The sequence below is a fragment of the Vibrio sp. Y176 genome (assembly GCF_033438945.1).
In genome coordinates this window covers 20,341-38,001 of record NZ_JAWOQS010000019.1, presented here as the reverse complement: position 1 = coordinate 38,001, position 17,661 = coordinate 20,341, and the positions used below count along the sequence as shown (strand labels likewise).

Annotated in this window: 15 protein-coding genes; 8 read left to right on the top strand and 7 right to left on the bottom strand. The window is 46.3% G+C overall.

Translation table 11 applies throughout. The features are described 5' to 3' along the window. Positions 1-756 precede the first annotated feature (756 nt). The 4 genes from R7O13_RS22980 to hemC are packed head-to-tail and all read right to left on the bottom strand — an operon-like array spanning position 757 to position 4,836. A complete protein-coding gene (locus tag R7O13_RS22980; RefSeq protein WP_213961327.1) occupies positions 757-1,938 on the bottom strand; it encodes a heme biosynthesis protein HemY in 1,182 nt (393 codons plus the stop codon). After that, a complete protein-coding gene (locus R7O13_RS22975; protein ID WP_318304756.1) occupies positions 1,938-3,149 on the bottom strand; it encodes a uroporphyrinogen-III C-methyltransferase in 1,212 nt (403 codons plus the stop codon). Before R7O13_RS22975 ends, R7O13_RS22980 begins: the two co-directional genes overlap by 1 nt. A gap of 17 nt (positions 3,150-3,166) precedes the next feature. Then, positions 3,167-3,895: a uroporphyrinogen-III synthase gene (locus R7O13_RS22970; RefSeq protein ID WP_042523918.1), complete on the bottom strand. Its 729-nt coding sequence runs from the start codon at positions 3,893-3,895 to the stop codon at positions 3,167-3,169. Positions 3,896-3,897: 2 nt separating this feature from the next. After that, the gene (hemC, locus tag R7O13_RS22965; protein ID WP_318304755.1) at positions 3,898-4,836 is read right to left on the bottom strand and encodes a hydroxymethylbilane synthase; all 939 of its coding nucleotides are present in this window, start codon (positions 4,834-4,836) and stop codon (positions 3,898-3,900) included. A gap of 346 nt (positions 4,837-5,182) precedes the next feature. Between hemC and R7O13_RS22960 the strand changes: the two genes are divergently transcribed. After that, positions 5,183-7,711, top strand: a complete 2,529-nt coding sequence (locus R7O13_RS22960) for a class I adenylate cyclase (protein WP_053350817.1) — start codon at positions 5,183-5,185, stop codon at positions 7,709-7,711. A 69-nt stretch (positions 7,712-7,780) separates the two neighbouring features. Here R7O13_RS22960 and cyaY read toward each other — a convergent pair whose 3' ends face one another. Then, complete coding sequence (gene cyaY, locus R7O13_RS22955) at positions 7,781-8,095, bottom strand: iron donor protein CyaY (protein WP_005383391.1); 315 nt, start codon at positions 8,093-8,095, stop codon at positions 7,781-7,783. Between the two features lie 74 nt (positions 8,096-8,169). Between cyaY and lptM the strand changes: the two genes are divergently transcribed. The 7 genes from lptM (at position 8,170) to R7O13_RS22920 (ending at position 15,415) form a co-directional block, all read left to right on the top strand. Continuing rightward, entirely contained in the window at positions 8,170-8,286 is a 117-nt protein-coding gene (lptM, locus tag R7O13_RS31535) for an LPS translocon maturation chaperone LptM (protein ID WP_412125722.1), read from the top strand. A 61-nt stretch (positions 8,287-8,347) separates the two neighbouring features. Then, a complete protein-coding gene (lysA, locus tag R7O13_RS22945) occupies positions 8,348-9,601 on the top strand; it encodes a diaminopimelate decarboxylase (RefSeq protein WP_033907276.1) in 1,254 nt (417 codons plus the stop codon). A 10-nt stretch (positions 9,602-9,611) separates the two neighbouring features. Next, positions 9,612-10,442: a diaminopimelate epimerase gene (gene dapF / locus R7O13_RS22940; RefSeq protein ID WP_005378744.1), complete on the top strand. Its 831-nt coding sequence runs from the start codon at positions 9,612-9,614 to the stop codon at positions 10,440-10,442. Continuing rightward, positions 10,436-11,167: a DUF484 family protein gene (locus tag R7O13_RS22935; protein ID WP_017636089.1), complete on the top strand. Its 732-nt coding sequence runs from the start codon at positions 10,436-10,438 to the stop codon at positions 11,165-11,167. The genes dapF and R7O13_RS22935 overlap by 7 nt, the downstream gene beginning before the upstream one ends. Next, positions 11,133-12,065 carry a tyrosine recombinase XerC gene (xerC, locus tag R7O13_RS22930; protein WP_005378742.1) on the top strand — a complete coding sequence of 311 codons (933 nt, stop codon included), beginning with the start codon at positions 11,133-11,135 and terminating at the stop codon, positions 12,063-12,065. The genes R7O13_RS22935 and xerC overlap by 35 nt, the downstream gene beginning before the upstream one ends. Positions 12,066-12,073: 8 nt before the next feature. Continuing rightward, on the top strand, positions 12,074-12,790 hold the full coding sequence (gene yigB / locus R7O13_RS22925; RefSeq protein ID WP_053350826.1) for a 5-amino-6-(5-phospho-D-ribitylamino)uracil phosphatase YigB: 717 nt from the start codon (positions 12,074-12,076) through the stop codon (positions 12,788-12,790). A gap of 138 nt (positions 12,791-12,928) precedes the next feature. Continuing rightward, positions 12,929-15,415 carry an EAL domain-containing protein gene (locus R7O13_RS22920; protein ID WP_318304754.1) on the top strand — a complete coding sequence of 829 codons (2,487 nt, stop codon included), beginning with the start codon at positions 12,929-12,931 and terminating at the stop codon, positions 15,413-15,415. A gap of 83 nt (positions 15,416-15,498) precedes the next feature. Here the strand turns inward: R7O13_RS22920 and R7O13_RS22915 are convergent, their stop codons facing one another. Continuing rightward, positions 15,499-16,095 carry a tRNA-uridine aminocarboxypropyltransferase gene (locus R7O13_RS22915; protein WP_042523926.1) on the bottom strand — a complete coding sequence of 199 codons (597 nt, stop codon included), beginning with the start codon at positions 16,093-16,095 and terminating at the stop codon, positions 15,499-15,501. Continuing rightward, a complete protein-coding gene (locus R7O13_RS22910) occupies positions 16,095-17,645 on the bottom strand; it encodes a COG3650 family protein (protein WP_176311205.1) in 1,551 nt (516 codons plus the stop codon). Before R7O13_RS22910 ends, R7O13_RS22915 begins: the two co-directional genes overlap by 1 nt. Positions 17,646-17,661: the final 16 nt, after the last annotated feature.

Here is a 17,661-nt window from a genome sequence, read left to right as displayed (position 1 = left end):
GGTTGAAAGCACCGGTCTTGAAAACCGGCATACGTTAATAGCGTATCTAGGGTTCAAATCCCTATCTCTCCGCCACTATTAAGAAGCCTCGCTAGAAATAGCGAGGCTTTTTTCATTTCCGTACATCTTTATTACTCTATCTGTGCTTGCCAAAAATCAATTCCATATGCGATCTACTTTTCGACAAAGTAATATTGGTATCGGTATTGGTTGTGACGTTTTGATTTTTGCTAAGAAGTGCAGTTGCCTCTAAAGCTGTTCATCCTCATCACTGCATGCTGTCCCGATAAGGTTGTTGGAGATGCTTTGTTAAGATGTTGAACCATCTATTGCCTTATCGTTCTCTTAAAGCACTACCATTGCTTCTCTAGCCCTTTTTACCGGATAGAACGAACAAATAAGCATACTCAAATAGCCACTGTTTCACTGATGTATCTTTTTGTTTTACTCAGTCTAGCGACGCGTGTGCTCTATTGCCTAAATCTAGCTACGTCTTAAAACCATACATCAACAGGCTAAAGTTACGTATTCCTGCATCTTTTAAAATTGTTTTGGATTCTGCTGGAATGGCAGGATCAGAGTAGTCAAAAAAAGAAGAGGAAAGTGAAACGATAGTGAGTTGCTAGGAAGTTGGTTGAGAACTACTTGGGAGCCAATGAATTGGATAAACATATTGATGACTAAGGACTAAAGGGTTAATAGCAGGCAATAAAAAAGCCGACAGGTAAGCTGTCGGCTTGGTTAGGTCATCTTAAGTTAGTCATTCTGTACGAGCGTGAGAGCTTTACGAGAGACTTCGTGAGCAGCTTTGGTTAGATTTTGCTTCTCTAGTGTGTCTGCTAGGAATGCATAGTCAGAGACGTCAGAGCGAAGCTTTAAGGCGATCTCAAAGTGATCCTGGGCTTCTTGCCACTTCTCTTGACGGAAATAGAAGTGCGCTAATGCGCTATGGGCAGCGGCGTTATCCGGCTCTTTCTTCACTACTCCCTCTAAGAAGACCACGACAGGGTGGGTATCTGGCAGATTTAGATCTGGCAGTAGTTGATAAAGCTCTGGGGCAGGTTGTTTTTTTAATGCTTCTTTTAGCACGGTAAAGGCTTCTGCATCAGCTTTTCGTGTGATGAGTTCTCGAGCAAAACAGGCAACGAGGTGTGTGTCTTGTTTCACTTTACGTGAGAGACTATTCCAATGGGAGATTAGCCCTTCGCTACCTTGTTGTTGCGCTACTTCATGGAGTAAGCCGCACTGCGCCTTTTGAATCAGCTCTGCATGTTCTTCTTCCGTGATGAGTTTTGCTTTGGTTAGTTGTGGCAAGAGGTCAATAAGAGGTTGCCACAACTTTAGCTGCATGTACGTTGTTTTCAGCAAGTTCAATACAATAGAGTTACTCGCATAATGACTTTTTAACGATTGCAAGGTATCGAAAGCGGACTCGAACTCGTTGTCGCGGATAAATTGTTTCGCTCGAGTCAGTTCTACTGCGAGATGGGCGTTCTCTTGTTGGCTCGCTAGCTCTAGATAGTGATCTCGTTTTGCTTTATCACCTTGGCCTTGTGCGGCTTCAGACGCAACCAAGTAGCAAAGCAGCGGCATATCGTGATGATTTGCCCAGCGAGTTACTTTCTTCTCAGCACCTTTCCAGTCACCTTCTAGAAGTTTAATAATGCCTTCATTGGTGTATCGGCGGGAATGGCGCATTTTGCGAACACTGAAGTAGTTCCATGTTGTAGAACTAGCATAAACTAACTTCTTAATCAGGTACTCAAGCAGAAAAAGACCTGCGAGTGCAGCGATAACGAAAACCACTAATGTCGTTACGCTCATCTCGATCGTTTTCTCGGCAATGGAGATGAGTACATAGCCTTGCTGACCAGAAAACTGGGTGCCAACAAATAGTCCTGCGCCTAGTACAACAAATAGGAAAATAAGACGAAACATTACTTATCCTCCATGCCTGTCATCGTTGTGACTTCACGACGTAGGCGTTCACGGATGACATCTGATAGTTGAGACTGACTTTGCAGTTTTGTTGGGTATTCCACTTGAATATTTTGCTGACTTAGTAGGTTAACCGTTTTGTTGAACTCTTTAACAGAATTATCGTTTTGGTTGAAGAAAGCTAATGCCCATTTGTCTGCTGTTTTTAGAGACGTGGTGTAAATTTCACCTTGCTCTTGGTACACCGCTTTTATTGCCGTTTCCAATTTGGCTTTGATGTTTTCTTTCAGGTAAAAGTGTTGCTCAGGAGAAAGCAGTGGAATGACGTTACCATCGCGCGTGCGGAAGGTAATGAAGTTTTCTGAAAAGTCCTTCAAAGAGGTCATTAAGTTATCTTGCCAGTTTGCGATATCTTCAGACACTTCAGTGTTTTCTACGGCTTCAGCTTCAGGTAGCAGTGCATTGGCGAGAGGGAGCTTGTCTACTTGCTGTTGTAGGGCAGTTAAGCGTAGTACCAATCCATCACGGTCAATTAGCGGGATAGTGCGAAGCTTGGTGATATCGTTCGCCATTGCTTTACGTAGTTTGACGAGACTAGGGTCATTCAGCGCTGCAATGCGTTGGTCTGCACTTTCCATCAGTTGAGTCGCGCTTTCTACATCGTGCTCTAAGAACAATTTACGGCCGGCTAATTTGACGAGGTAATCGGCTTCCGCCAATAGCCAGTCGTTTGGTCGACGACCTTTCACATCGGCAACGGCGAGCTGTAAGCTTTCAATGCTCTTCTGTTGCTGTCCAAGTACCACTTCCGCTTTGTGTGTCACGGTTGTTGCTTTCTCGATGGTTTCTTCTTGTACCCGGCTGAGCTCTTGCTTCATGGAGGCTTGAGTGCTTTCTAGCTGACTTTTTAGTTGGGCGATCTGCGCTTGGTAATCGGCTTGCTGTTGATGCAGCTTGTACGCGAGGCCACCGCCAAAAATAATCGATAAGATGATAGCGACCGTGCCTAGTTTGACACCGCGTTTGCCTTGTTTTTCTTCAAACTCGACTTTGGTTGGTTCTGCTGTTTTTGGGGGCTCGGCCGTTTGTGGTTGCTCTTTTTTAAGGTCCGCATCCTGCTGCGATGTGGTTTTTTCGACTAGCGGTGCCGATGAGGTTTCTTCGGAAAGGTTTTTATCGTTATTTTTTTGGTCGTTATTTTTACTTGTCATGCCTATATCCTGTGTAGCTAGGGCTGGAGAGCCGCCAGTAATTCTTGGTTGGATGCGCTTCCCGTGCATCTCACGCGAGTGAACCCCCTTTGAATTGCGATGTCAGCGATACGCTGACTGGGGATATACAACTCTTGTTGATTAAGCCAAGTCAATTGCTCCGACGTCAATTGGCTGCACAAATAATCCAGTTGTTCACCACTGGTGACAACAATCTGGTTAATTTGTAGGTTTTTCCATAGTGAGACACAGCTTACTGGATCGAATGGGATGAATTCTCTCTTGTAAGTCTCACTATAGTGAACTTTTGCGCCACGTCTCACCAATGCATCTTTGATCAGCTCTCTTCCGCCGTTACCACGAAGGATAAGAACTTGTTGTTGTGCCACATTGTTGAGCTCTGGTAGTCGCAATAAGTGTTCACTATCACTGACTTGGGGATAGTGTACTTTCTGTTGGGTACATTTGCTTAAATAGTGTGCTGTTTTTTGACCAACGGCAAGGTAAATAGCTTGTTTCGACCATGACATCCCGTTGCTGGCTAAGATTTGCTGTGCACATTGCACTGCATGTCGACTAACAGCGATAACAATTTGAGCTTGATGTAGATGTTTAGAGAGGTGCGTGTCCGTGAGATCGGCGACAATGTCGATCAGAGGATGGTGATATGCGGAAATGCCGTGCCTTTCGAGCAGAGAGCAAAGCGCGTTGCCTTGCTCTCCCGGCCGAGTGACCAACACTGCCATGGTTATTCGTGATCTGCGTACAGCTTAGTTAGGATTTCACGAGCGCCGTTATCTAGCAGCTCATTGGCTAGCTGCACTCCTAATGCTTCGCTGTCTTTACGATGGCCACGAATTTCACCACGCACAATTTCGCTGCCATCTGGTTCGCCAACTAATGCGCGTAGCCAAATGTTGTCGCCGTCTAGCAGGGCATAGCTGCCGATAGGTACCTGACAGCCGCCTTCTAGCGTAAGGTTCATTGCGCGCTCACACAAAACGCGGTCTACGGTGTCTTGGTGGTTAAGTGGCTCAAGCAGCTTAAGCAGTCTTTCATCGTCAAGGCGGCACTCAATACCGACAGCACCTTGCCCTACCGCTGGTAGTGATTGCTCTGGTTCGATAAAGCTACGAATGCGCTCTTCAAGCTTCAATCGTTTGAGGCCAGCCGCAGCAAGAATGATTGCATCATACTCACCCGCATCTAACTTACCAAGGCGAGTGCCCACATTACCGCGAAGCTCTTTGATGATGATGTCCGGACGATATTCTTTCAGTTGGCATTGACGGCGCAAACTGCAAGTACCAACCACGGCACCTTGAGGGAGCTCATCAATGTGGCTATAGGTATTAGAGACGAAGGCATCACGAGGATCTTCACGCTCACAAATGGTCACGAGGCCAAGGCCTTCTGGGAAATCGACGGGTACGTCTTTCATTGAGTGAACGGCGAGGTCTGCACGTCCTTCTAGCATCGCGACTTCAAGCTCTTTTACGAACAAGCCTTTGCCGCCAACTTTTGCTAGTGGTGTATCTAAAATCACGTCACCTTTGGTCACCATGGTTACTAACTCGACTTCCAAGCCTGGGTGAGCGGCTTGAAGGGCGTCTTTAACAAAGTAAGCTTGCCATAAAGCAAGAGGGCTTTTTCGAGTTGCAATGCGAATCGGTGTGGATTGTGTCATGATTTTCTCAATGCTGTTTGGATTTGGGTTTATCCTACCATTCTCATCAAGAAATGCTTACTGTTAGTTCGTTATCTCTGAAGGCTATGAATGGAATTACATGACGTTATGAAAATAGTGTGACTGGATTCTCAATTAGACTAAGGACTATTATTAGTAATAGGTAATAAGAGCGACACTACCGCGCGATTAATTTTGTGACTAAAGTATGGTTTTGTATCCAGAGTGATACGCGGGCGTGAAGCTTTACCCGCACCAATAAAAGTGTTAAATTGATCACGTTTTTAAGCCATTTTGGTTTAAAACGTCAGCAGATTTTCGTGATTGTTCAACCAAGGAATTCCCCTTGCAGGCTTACACCCAAAAAATCATCCAGCGACTAGATAATTTGAATCAGCAGCGAGTTGATCGCGCGCTGGCGCTTATGGATTCGCAAAGCCAGCAAGTCTTCCATTTGATTCCTGCCTTGTTGAACTACAACCATCCTGTAATTCCTGGCTATTATGATGCCGATGTCCCGTTTGGTGTGCATGGGCTTGAACTAAATAGCATTCAGCAACAATTCATAGATGATATTCAACTTGCCATTGGTCAGCCGCTCAAGACGGTAGAAAAGCCCGCTATATTGGGTTTGTACACCATGGGCAGTACCTCCTCGATTGGTCAAAGTACTTCCAGTGATTTGGATATTTGGGTGTGTATCTCACCAGAGATGGATTGTGACGAACGCGAGTTATTGACCAATAAATGCCTACTCATCACGGATTGGGCACAAAGCAAAGGCGTGGAAGCGAACTTTTTCTTAATGGATAAAGAGCGCTTTAGAAGCAATCATTCTGAGGAGATGACAGGTGATAACTGTGGTTCATCTCAGCACTTACTTTTGCTAGATGAATTCTATCGTAGTGCGGTGCGTATTGCCGGACAGCGTTTGTTATGGCAAATCGTGCCGCCAGAAATGGAAGAGTGTTACGACGAGTACGTTTCTCAACTTTGCAGTGATGGTTACATCGACTGTAGTGAATGGATCGACTTTGGTAAATTGAACTGCATTCCTGCTGAAGAATACTTCGGCTCGAACTTGTGGCAGTTATACAAAAGCATCGACTCTCCCTACAAATCGGTATTAAAAGCCATCTTGCTAGAAGCTTACTCGTGGGAATACCCGCATACTCAATTGTTAAGCATCGACACTAAACGTCGTTTTTTTGCCCATGAGCCTGATCTCTATGGCATGGATGCGTACTACTTAATGTTGGAAAAAGTAACCCGTTACTTAGAGCGAATTCAAGACGATACACGTTTGGATTTAGTGCGTCGCTGTTTCTATCTCAAAACCCATGAAAAACTATCTCGTGAGCCGAATGTTGGCTCAGTAGCTTGGCGTCGTGAAGCGCTGAGCGATATGATTGCAAAATGGAATTGGGATGCCAGTGTCGTTGCAGAGCTCGATGACCGCCGTAATTGGAAGGTTGAACAAGTAAAGGTGGTACATCATGCATTGCTGGATGCGTTGATGCAAAGCTACCGTAACTTGATTCAATTTGCGCGTCGTAACGACATCACTTCTGCTATCAGTCCGCAAGACATCAGTATTTTGGCCCGTAAACTTTACGCGGCTTTTGAAGTATTGCCGGGCAAAGTAACGTTACTAAACCCACAGATTTCACCTGATCTGCACGAGCCTGACTTGAGCTTTATCGAAGTGAAAAAAGGGGGGGTAAACAAGTCTGGTTGGTACCTCTATAAACAACCGCTTATTGCGCACCGCATTTTGGGGCAACCATATCTAGAGCATCATGAATACTTGAGTAAGTTGGTTGCTTGGGCATTCTTCAATGGCTTGATCACTGAATCGACTCGTTTACATGCCGTGGTACGTGAAGCGCAGCTAGATATTGATAAGTTTTACCAAATGGTGAGTGACTTACGAAATACTTTTGCGTTGCGTAAGCGTCGTCCATCTATGCAGGCGCTAGCGAGTCCTTGTGAAATAAGCCAGCTTGCGATGTTCATCAACTTCGAAAATGATCCGACGTCTGAACTTTCTGGTCGTTCGCTGAAAGTGGATGTTAAGAACACCGATATTTTTAGCTTTGGTCCAGAACATAAAAATTTAGTCGGCAGTGTTGACCTTGTTTACCGTAATTCTTGGCATGAAGTGCGTACGCTGCATTTCAAAGGGGAAACGGCGATGCTGGATGCACTGAAAACCATTTTGGGCAAAATGCACCAAGATGCGTTGCCACCAGAATCAGTGGATGTGTTCTGCTATGCGAAGAACATGCGTGGTGTGATGCGCAATATGGTTTACCAGCTTTTAGCTGAATGTATCGACTTACGCTTGAAACCAGTAGAGCAAGAGAAACGTCGCCGCTTTAAAGCGATGCGTCTTGGTAACCAGACTTATGGGTTGTTCTTTGAACGTCGTGGTGTGTCGGTGCAGAAGCTAGAAAATTCCATTGATTTCTACCGCAGCATTTCTACTAACAAACTCAAAGGCTCGCCGCTGTTAATGCTCGATCGTGAGCAAGAATATCAAATGCCGGAAGCGGTGGATGGGTTTGCCAGTGAAGGTCTGGTGCAGTTCTTCTTTGAAGATAACGAGGATGGCTTCAATATTTATGTGTTGGATGAGTCAAATCAAGTAGAAGTGTATCACCAATTTAGTGGCTCCAAAGATGAAATGATTTCGTCTGTAAACAGCTTCTACACGTCGGTAAAAGACGATAGTCGCGTCGCGTCTAAGTTTATTAACTTTAACCTGCCTCAGTACTATCAAATTATTCACCCTGAAGAGGGGAATGCGTATATCATTCCTTACCGTAATGACGGTTGTTCACCGAGTCGCCCGACCAAAACTGTGAATGCGTAATTAAACCCGTATCAATAAACAAAAAGAGCACTTCGGTGCTCTTTTTGTTTTGGTGACGATTGACCAGAATTATGCCCAGTCAATGGCTTCGCCTGCGTGCTTTTCACACTCTTGCTTCACCATTTCAAATAGCTCCATACCCGTTTTTGAGCAGGTCCATTTACCTTCAATAAGCTTGAAGTGGAAACCACCAGATTTGGACGCTAGCCAGATCTCATGCATCGGCTCTTGGCGATTAATGATGATTTGGCTGCGGTCTTCAAATTCCAATGTCATTACGTTGCCAGTGACTTCGTAATCAATGTCTGCGCCTGAATCATCGATGGATTCTTCGATGATTTGCATCTGCGCATCCACCAGTTGATGAAATTCAGTATCGTTCATCCGTCTATCCTATTGCTTTTCCTGAGTGTGGTGCGATTATAGGGGGCATTGATTCAATAATCACGATATGCGAAATGAAAAAATTAATTACTGTGTTGTTTGTGATGGTTGCCGCGACCTTAGCGGGGTGTGGTCAGTCTGGCTCACTATACATTCCAGATGACACTCAACAGAATGAGCAATCACAATAAATAACCGCACCTTAGGGTGAAATTAGGGTTCAGCAGTCGAATAAAATAAGGGAAGCGAATTTTGGATTACTTCAACTATCAGGATGATGGCCAGCTTTGGGCCGAAGACGTCCCACTTCAAGCTCTTGCAGAGCAATATGGCACTCCTCTTTACGTATATTCTCGAGCCACGCTAGAGCGCCATTGGAAGGCGTTTGATAGTGCTGTGGGTCAGCATCCTCACCTAGTTTGCTACGCGGTGAAAGCCAACTCAAACTTAGGCGTATTGAACACGCTAGCGCGTTTGGGATCGGGTTTTGACATCGTGTCGGGTGGTGAACTTGAGCGTGTGATTGCCGCAGGCGGTGATCCGAAAAAAGTCGTTTTCTCTGGTGTTGGTAAAACATCGGCAGAGATGAAGCGCGCTCTTGAGCTAGGTATCAAATGTTTCAACGTTGAATCTGAGCCAGAGCTAGAACGTTTGAACAAGGTTGCGGGTGAGCTTGGTGTGATTGCACCAATTTCTCTTCGTATCAATCCAGATGTCGACGCGAAAACACACCCTTACATTTCGACTGGTCTTCGCGACAATAAATTCGGCATTGCGTTTGATCGTGCGCCAGATGTTTATAAATTCGCGCAAAGCCTGCCGAACTTGAATGTGCAAGGCATCGACTGCCACATTGGTTCTCAGCTGACCAATATAGACCCATTTATCGACGCGACAGACCGTTTATTAGCTCTGATTGATGATTTAAAAGCACAAGGCATTAACATTCGTCACCTTGATGTCGGCGGCGGTTTGGGTGTGGTCTATCGTGATGAATTACCACCTCAGCCTTCTGATTACGCCAAAGCGTTACTAGGCCGTCTTGAAAATCACCAAGACTTGGAGCTGATCTTTGAGCCAGGCCGTGCAATTGCTGCGAACGCAGGTATCTTGCTAACGCGTGTTGAGTTTTTAAAACATACTGAGCATAAAAACTTTGCGATTATCGACGCTGCAATGAACGACTTGATGCGTCCTGCGCTATACCAAGCATGGCAAGATATTGTGCCAGTTTCACCGCGAAAGGGTGAAGCTCAGACTTACGACTTGGTTGGTCCTATTTGTGAAACCGGCGACTTCTTGGGTAAAGATCGCGCACTCGTTTTGCAAGAAGGTGATCTACTCGCGGTTCGTTCAGCAGGTGCCTATGGTTTTGTGATGTCTTCGAACTACAATACTCGTACCCGAGCAGCAGAAGTGATGGTGGACGGTAAACAAAGCCACTTAGTTCGCCAGCGTGAGGAGCTGACCAGTTTGTGGCAGCTGGAACAGATTCTACCGGAGTAACACACAACAAATGCATTTCCACTTTTCCAAAATGCACGGTTTGGGCAACGACTTCATGGTCGTCGACTGTATTACCCAGAACGTGTTTTTCTCGCAAGACCTGATCCGCCGCTTGGCGGATCGTCATACTGGCGTTGGTTTTGACCAATTGCTTGTGGTAGAGGCCCCTTACGACCCTGAAACCGACTTCCATTATCGGATTTTTAATGCCGATGGTAGTGAAGTTGAACAGTGTGGTAACGGTGCACGCTGTTTTGCCCGCTTTGTTCGCTTGAAGGGGCTGACCAATAAATACAGCATCAGCGTGAGCACCAAGAAAGGAAAGATGATTCTTAACATCGAAGATGATGGGGAAGTGACGGTCAACATGGGCGTGCCAGAGTTTGAACCGAACAAAATTCCTTTCAAAGCGAAGCAAAAAGAGAAAACTTACATCATGCGAGCAGGCGACAATACCTTGTTTTGTGGTGCTGTGAGCATGGGTAACCCGCACGTAGTGACCGTGGTCGACGATGTGGATACGGCAGAAGTGGAAACTCTCGGTCCGCTGCTTGAGTCGCATGAGCGTTTCCCAGAGCGCGTCAACGCTGGCTTTATGCAGGTGATGAGTCGTGACCATATTCGTCTTCGAGTTTATGAGCGAGGCGCAGGAGAGACACAAGCTTGTGGTAGTGGTGCATGCGCGGCAGTCGCGGTTGGGATTCTGCAGGGCTTGTTGGATGAAAACGTTAAGGTTTCTCTACCTGGTGGTGAATTGCGAATTGCATGGCAAGGCCCTGGCAAGCCGTTGTTTATGACCGGACCTACAACGCATGTATTTGATGGTCAATTATCTTGCTAGTTGAAGAAAAAGGAAACGGTTTGTCTCAAGTAGAAGCAGATGCCTTAACGGCTGAAGTAGTGGCCGAGTACCTCAAAGATCATCCAGACTTTTTTGTGCAACGTCCGGAGCTTGTGGATCGTTTATCTTTCCCACACTCAGACTTAGGCGCGGTATCTTTGGTACACATCCAAATGAATCGCCAACGTCAGCGCATTGAAGAGTTAGAGGAAGAGATCACTACACTAATGTCGCTTGCGGCGAACAATGATCGCACCTTTTACGAATTTATGGATTTGCAGGGGCAGATTCTAAAGTGTGGTGACTTTAAACAAGTCATTCATTCTATCGAAGATAAAGCCAAAGCATTGGGCTTACGTGCGTTTGTTCGATTGTTTAGTCAATGCGACGCATCGATTCAATTGAGTAAGGAAAGTTATCAACGCTTTGCGACCACTCACTTAAATGGCAAAGATGCGTACTTAGGACGTCTTCGCAAAGTGGATCGTGAAGCTTTGTTTGGCAACATGGAAGTGCCGGAAATGGGGTCCTATGTGGTACTGCCGCTCGTGAAACAGCAAACACTGGGCGTGCTTGCTTTTTCTAGTGAAGATGGCGGCCATTTTCAGCCAGATATGGATACCTTGTTTTTGCGTCACCTATCATTAGTAGTGGCACATCTCGCTCAAACACTGGTATGGCAAAGTTACGATGACGACAACTCCCAACACTCCTCTGCCAAATAGTCTGCAAAAGCCTCTTGAGCGCTTCTATGAATTCTTACGAAGCGAAAAGGGGCTTAGCCTACATACTCAGCGCAATTACAAACAGCAGCTAGAAACAATGGCGCAGCACTTAGCTGAAATGGGGCTCAAAGATTGGTCTCAAGTGGATGCTGGTTGGGTGCGCCAATTAGCAGGTAAGGGCATGCGAGAAGGCATGAAAGCCAGCAGTTTGGCAACGCGCCTCTCATCGCTGCGTAGCTTTTTCGATTTCCTTATTCTGCGTGGCGAGATGTCGGCTAACCCAGCCAAAGGGGTTTCAGCACCTCGCAAAAAACGCCCGTTGCCCAAAAACCTCGATGTTGACGAAGTGAGCCAATTACTTGAAGTCAACGAGGACGACCCGCTGGCTGTGCGCGATCGCGCCATGATGGAGCTGATGTATGGCGCCGGCTTACGTTTGGCTGAACTGGTGGGTGTGGATGTACGTGACGTACAACTGCGTAGTGGTGAGCTTCGTGTTATTGGTAAAGGCGATAAAGAACGTAAAGTGCCGTTCTCTGGGATGGCAACCGAGTGGGTCGGGAAGTGGTTACGCGTTCGTGGTGATTTAGCCGCTCCAGGTGAGCCCGCCTTGTTTGTATCTAAGCTTGGAACGCGTATTTCGCATCGTAGCGTGCAAAAGCGCATGGCTGAATGGGGGCAGAAACAGTCTGTCGCAAGCCATATTAGTCCGCATAAATTGCGTCACTCATTTGCGACACATATGCTCGAATCAAGCAATAACTTACGTGCGGTGCAGGAGCTTTTAGGGCACGAGAACATTTCGACGACCCAAATCTACACGCACTTGGATTTCCAACATTTGGCGCAAGCCTACGACCAAGCCCACCCACGCGCACGTAAAAAGAACGGGGAGTGAGCCGAAGTATGAAATTTTATCGCCGTATCGAGCCTATTAAGGCAATGACCTTTGACCTAGATGATACCCTCTATGACAACTATCCTGTGATAGTTCGCATGGAGCGTGAGTTGCTATCTTGGCTCAAACACCATCATCCAGCGGTTGCTCATATGAACAAAGCGGATTGGTTTGCTCTCAAGCAGCGTGTTGTGCAGCAACAACCCGAGCTGAAGAGCGATGTCACTTTATGGCGTTTAGTGCAACTTCAGCAAGCCTTCTCCCAAGTAGGCTACGACGAAGACGCAGCACATGCCGCCGCGAAAGCCGCAGTAGACGTTGCGTTGGACTGGCGTAACCGTTTTGAAGTGCCGCAGCAAAGCCTCGATGTATTGGAGGAACTCGCGCAGCACATCCCGTTGGTGGCAATCACCAACGGTAATGTGGATTTAGACCGCATCGGTCTTACGCCTTATTTCCAACAGGTACTTAAAGCAGGACCAGATGGATTGGCGAAACCCGCAACCGATATGTTTACTAAAGCGAAGCGATTCTTGGATATTCCTGCGGAGAATATTCTGCATGTCGGTGATCATCTAACCACGGATGTGCATGGTGCAAAGTTGGCTGGTTTTGCAGCCTGTTGGTTTAATGATATGAATAAAAATGTCATTAACCATTCAAAAACACGTACTTTACCTGATATTGAAATCAATAGTTTGCAGCCGTTACTCACACTTTTTTAATTGCTTTCGCATTAATCCATTCTAATCTCATTTTGTGTCTAGAAAAGCAGCGCAAAGCCACGTAAATTATTCTCTATTAAATAAAAATAGTAACGCCACACGTCGTGGTGAAGATAGTGTTACGGCAGTGGTAGGTCCATGCGAGCTTTTTCAAAACTGGTTCACGATGTCAGTCAACTGAATGACTTTTTAGTCACTTTTCCGACTTCCTCAGATAAACAATATTTAGTACAAATATTGTCGACGCAATCGCGCGAAATTACGACCACACTTGCAGACGCCGTTTTGTCGTCGCTGCCGAATGCTCATGTTATGGGGCATAGTACGCGTAATGTGATTCTGGAAGGGGAGATATTTACCTCTGGTTGCCTAGTGAGTGTGATTGAATTTGAGCAAACCACGCTGACTTCTGCGGTACAAACATACTCTTACTCCCCTGACATTGATGGCGGGGAACTCAAGCGCTCTCTTCTAATGCAGCATAATTCACAGGTGATCCTCAGCTTTGCTGTGCAAATTGAACGACGTGACTATCCCTTGTTTCAAACCTTCGCCAGTGAAGAAGTCGTGATTTCTGGAGGGTTGGCGCAGAGTATTGACGATGGCTGCTGGGTGCTATATCAAAACCGAGTTTACGATAACGCTGTGGTTGCCGTAGCTTTGCACAGTGATACCTTGAAGCTATGGACTGATGCGTATTCGGAATGGAACCCGATTGGCATGCCACACAAAGTCACTCATGCAAAAGGAACGCGCTTGTATTGTTTAGGTGAGAAGAAAGCGCTGGACGTATACAAGCGTTACTTGGCGGATGGCCATGACGTGACGCTGAGTCAACTGCTCAGCTTTCCTTTGTATCGAGAAAGCTTAGGGCGAAAGGAAGTTTGTACGGTAACGGAGCTACACGCTGATGGCAGTATGAGCTTCGACAGGCCCTGGTGTCTTGGTGACGAAGTGCAATTTTGCTATAACCATCCCTCGTTAACGCTCGAGCAAGTGCGGCATGGTGTGGTTGAGTTAGCCATGCACCAACCTGAAGTCGTTATGATTTTTAACTGCGCGTCACGGTTAGACTTTATTGACAGCAGCGACGAAGTCCAAGCCTTCAAAGATATTGCGACGACGTTTGGTAGTTACTGTATGGGGGAACTGCATGGTGGTATTGGTCAGCCCGAAATTCTTCATCACAGCCTGACGTATTTAGCGATGCGAGAGGGAGACGAAGTGCAAACATTGAACTTGCCTAAGTCGCCCGTCAGCTCCTCTATTTCACCGTTGTTTAGCTTGATTCGAAATGCGATCGGCGATCTCAACCATATGAACGCGCATATGGGATATCAACTCGATCGCCAAACGCGCAAGTTACAAGAAAGCTATCGACGCGACAGTCGTACAGGGTTACAAAACCGGGTCGCATTGCAAGAGCGGCTGAGTAACATCGATTTGGATGAGCATTTGTTGACTCTAAAGCTACTTAACTTTAGTCATATCAACGAAAAATACGGCTACCGAGTGGGAGATCAATTACTCAAAGATCTCTCAATGCACTTTACGAATCGACTACGAAAGCGTTTTGGCATGCCAACGGCTTTGCAGCTTTATAGTATTGGGGTTGGTGAGTGGGCATTCATATTTAAAGCTGACCAAAGCAGCGAAACCATCAAACAGCACTTTACGCGTTTTGCTGACGCGGTAGAACAAACTAATTTTGAGCCAATTGGCCTACGTGAAATAGATTATCTTTCTATCTCGCTATGCGGCGGCTTAGTGAGTCGTCGAGACTTTCCATCCGCTTCAGTGGATGAGCTCTTACTCAAAGGCATCGAAGCGAGGCGCTCTGGTGTACGCAGTAATACACATATCTGTAATGCGAAAGATATTGAAGTCAGTGAGGATGTGCGTAAAGAGCAACTTGGATGGCTAAGTTGCGTCAGTAGAGCCATTCTCAAACAGAATATCATCACTTATAGCCAACCTATTGTGCATGCGGGTAGCCACAAATTGGCAAGCCAAGAATGTTTGGTTCGTATTCTGGAAGCCGATGGAACGGTGATTGCGCCAGGGCGTTTTCTGCCAATTATCTCTGATACGCATCTTTACACTCGACTAAGTCGGCACATGATTCATTCTACGTTGCATTACATGCGAGATAAGCAAGGTGACTTTTCTATAAACTTATCGCCGCAAGATTTGCTCAGTGATAAAACTTTAATGCTTTTAGAGCATGAAATTAGCCAGCTAAATGACCCAAGGCGAATTGGTTTAGAAGTGCTGGAATCTGAGCAGATCAAAGACTACGGCCGAATGATAGAAGTGTGCAGTCATTTTAGAAGCTTAGGGGCGCGTATCATTGTTGATGACTTTGGGTCCGGTTATTCGAATATCGATGAAATCCTAAAGTTGGAGCCAGAAGTCATAAAGCTCGATGGCAGCTTGATTCGTGATATTGATAAAGACTTAAAACAGCGCAAGATCGCTTCCCAGTTGGTGCGTTTGTGCCAGGTGTTTAACGCGGAGACGGTGGCGGAGTTCGTCCACAGTCAGGAGGTGTGTACCATTGCACAAGACATGGGGGTGGATTATTTGCAGGGTTACTATCTTGGCGAGCCGACTCGACTGTTTTAATGATGTTTCACGTGAAACTTCTTGTCGTAAAAAACGCAGCGTAGGCTGCGTTTTTTGTTTGGTTCTTCTACTGAGCTTAATGGTTAACGCTTAAGAGCGTGTCCACTCTTTTCAGCTTGGAACAGAGCGAGGTAATGGGCAAAAAAGCGCTGCATTTGTTGTTGGTTGTTTTGTTCTCCAAGTTGCCCGAGCAAATGTGCAGCGACTTCAAACGTACACAAATTACCTTGTTGTTGGTTGCGTCGCAGCTGATATTGTGAGTCCGCCGACGCAGACAATCCCATAGTAGGGATACCTTCTAACCAACGGCTCTTATTGATCATCTTGCGCGCCTCTTGCCAGGTGGCATCTAAAATAATAAAGAGCGGAGTTTTGGTTTGTTGCTGGCTTTGGAGTACCACATGTTCGAGTGTGATACTTTCTTCACAGGGGAAGAGCAACACCGGATACCGCGACGGATCAGCTAATAGAGTGAGCAATTCTGCTGGTGGCTGTTTGCGATCCCAGATTACTCGCTCAATGTTGAGTTGGCACTGCTCTAGTAGCTGGCCGGTATTAGTATCACGCTTCAGTTCATTCGGATGCATTAACAGCAGGATGTTGTGCTCACTGGTAAGTTTCGGCATTAGCGAGCACATACAATTGAATTGAAAACCGCAGGTTGGACACGGTTGTGACATTACAGACGAACTCCTTCGCGCACCGGGCTTATCCCATCAGAGAACAGACGCACACCACTGACTTGGTTCGGCGTTGCCGTTGGCGCCATGCTTGGGTTGAGTGGGTAGCTAACCCCAGTGTATTGCATCACGTGTTGAGCCGCTTTAGCTCCGCCACCGCTGACATTAAAAATCAGATCTCGCCAACCATGAGAGGTTTGTTGGCCGAGCATAATCGGGCTTTGCACTAGTGTAATGCGGCTATTAAATCGCCATTCCTTTTCGTGATGTTCAAATATCAGCAATGTACAGCCTCCGGAACCACACCAATCCAACTGTACCAATAGCTCTTCGTTACCATCGCTGTTGAGGTCGTAAGTTAGCCAACGGTATTGGTTATTGTTGGGGGTGGTTTGATGGATAAAGAAGTAGTTGCGCACCGCGGCATCTACTTTTGAATCAAACTCTGCACTAGAAGGGACGTCAGCACTACCGATGGGGTTGTTGGTGCGTTTTTCGGCTGGTTGCATGATGCCTTCATCACGAACGGTGGCAGGATAAAGGACTAAACCACCATCGGCGATTGGGTATACCAAGTTACCGACTTTTTCTTTGGTCGCTTTGAGCTGATTGCCTTCTCGAGTAAACAGTCGCTCTGACATTAGCCTTTGCTGTTGATGATGCGTCATGACAACTTGAACCTGAGACGGACTTAACTGTTGCCAGTAACCACGCTCGATTAATGGTGCTTGTCCATTGGCGTAACGGTATTTTGTTGTGGCGCTATGGTCTGGGTTTAAGGTCATTTGTACTTCAAAACCTTGTGATTGAGTTGAGGTCGCGACATAGGTATTAGCCCAGCCAAGCGTTGCATCGACGTTTGCAGCCATACCACAACCTTGATACGTCTCGCCATCATGTTTTAGTGTTGCTTTCCAGCCATACAAAGAATCGCTCATTGTGTCTGAGCAGAGGTTTTCTGTTAAGCGAAGCTCACCATCTTGTAGTTGATAAGTGCGCTGGCGAGGTTGAAGCTGACTGCTTTTAATCGCTAATTTTGTGGTTTGTTTGCCGATTTGCTGGAATGTTAGTCCATTAGCCTCAAAGCTTGCCGACCAAGAAGGCTCATTACCAAACACGCGAGTTGGTTTGTTTGGTTGCTGACAACGGTTTGGATTTTCCGTTGTGAGGAAGTTCACTTGTTCCACGACAAAGTTAGCATCGAAATCAGCAGAAAACCCATCGATGCCCGGTGGGTTGAGGTGGCCGATAACCTCGCCATACATGGTCTGGTAAGGCTCGTTATTTAACTGAATTGCTCGTTGCATTTGCTGTGGTGATAGTTGCAACCAATATTGCTTGTCGCTGCCACAAGGCATGATGTATTGGCTCTCGTGACCGACGATCACTTTTCCGCGCAGCATAAAAGTTTGAGGTTGAATGGTTTCAGGCTTATCTAAGGTTGCTGGTGGAGAGGTTGGGTCAGCAGCACCAGATTGTGGCGGCTGTGAACTACATGCTTGCAGAACCAGCAGGGTGGCAAGCGCCACTGGGTTTTTCAAAGCCTTCATGTTATATCTTCCTCAT

Bases quoted from the DNA above. Each gene is read 5' to 3' on its own strand.
- R7O13_RS22980 (WP_213961327.1), bottom strand. From the start codon at position 1,938: ATGTTTCGTCTTATTTTCCTATTTGTTGTACTAGGCGCAGGACTATTT.
- R7O13_RS22975 (WP_318304756.1), bottom strand. From the start codon at position 3,149: ATGACAAGTAAAAATAACGACCAAAAAAATAACGATAAAAACCTTTCC.
- R7O13_RS22970 (WP_042523918.1), bottom strand. From the start codon at position 3,895: ATGGCAGTGTTGGTCACTCGGCCGGGAGAGCAAGGCAACGCGCTTTGC.
- hemC (WP_318304755.1), bottom strand. From the start codon at position 4,836: ATGACACAATCCACACCGATTCGCATTGCAACTCGAAAAAGCCCTCTT.
- cyaY (WP_005383391.1), bottom strand. From the start codon at position 8,095: ATGAACGATACTGAATTTCATCAACTGGTGGATGCGCAGATGCAAATC.
- lptM (WP_412125722.1), top strand. From the start codon at position 8,170: ATGAAAAAATTAATTACTGTGTTGTTTGTGATGGTTGCCGCGACCTTA.
- dapF (WP_005378744.1), top strand. From the start codon at position 9,612: ATGCATTTCCACTTTTCCAAAATGCACGGTTTGGGCAACGACTTCATG.
- xerC (WP_005378742.1), top strand. From the start codon at position 11,133: ATGACGACAACTCCCAACACTCCTCTGCCAAATAGTCTGCAAAAGCCT.
- yigB (WP_053350826.1), top strand. From the start codon at position 12,074: ATGAAATTTTATCGCCGTATCGAGCCTATTAAGGCAATGACCTTTGAC.
- R7O13_RS22920 (WP_318304754.1), top strand. From the start codon at position 12,929: ATGCGAGCTTTTTCAAAACTGGTTCACGATGTCAGTCAACTGAATGAC.
- R7O13_RS22915 (WP_042523926.1), bottom strand. From the start codon at position 16,095: ATGTCACAACCGTGTCCAACCTGCGGTTTTCAATTCAATTGTATGTGC.
- R7O13_RS22910 (WP_176311205.1), bottom strand. From the start codon at position 17,645: ATGAAGGCTTTGAAAAACCCAGTGGCGCTTGCCACCCTGCTGGTTCTG.